The sequence below is a fragment of the Elizabethkingia argenteiflava genome (genome assembly GCF_009904105.1).
Taxonomy (GTDB): Bacteria; Bacteroidota; Bacteroidia; order Flavobacteriales; family Weeksellaceae; genus Elizabethkingia; species Elizabethkingia argenteiflava.
The window spans coordinates 1-344 of record NZ_JAAABJ010000394.1 but is presented as its reverse complement, the minus strand read 5'-3'; the positions used below and the strand labels follow the sequence as shown (position 1 = coordinate 344).

At 27.6% G+C, this 344-nt stretch carries 1 protein-coding gene; it reads left to right on the top strand.

What is annotated here, in order from left to right; all coding sequences use genetic code 11:
- A partial coding sequence (locus GNY06_RS04640) for a transposase (RefSeq protein ID WP_166519012.1) occupies positions 1-194 on the top strand: 194 nt, incomplete at its 5' end.
- Positions 195-344 lie beyond the last annotated feature (150 nt).

Below are 344 nucleotides of genomic sequence, written 5' to 3'. Positions count from 1 at the left end.
AAGTAGTAAGCAGGGACAAAGAAAAGCTGGCAAAAAAGGAGTTTAAACCTGTAAGTAAACGATGGGTAATAGAAAGAACCTTTTCATGGTTTGATAATGATAGAAGGCTTTGCAGGAATTATCAACACATACATGAATCCTCCGAAAATATGACCAAATTAACTGCTATAAAATTATTAATCAATAAAATTTAAACAGGATCTTATTAGTTAATAATTATTATAGAAGTTTTTTAAAATTATTTACACAAAAAGAGTTCCGAGAAATTTAGCAATTTTGTATTGCAAATCAAATATCTAATAATCTGGAACTCATCAGCAAAGATAAATAGAACAATGGATTTT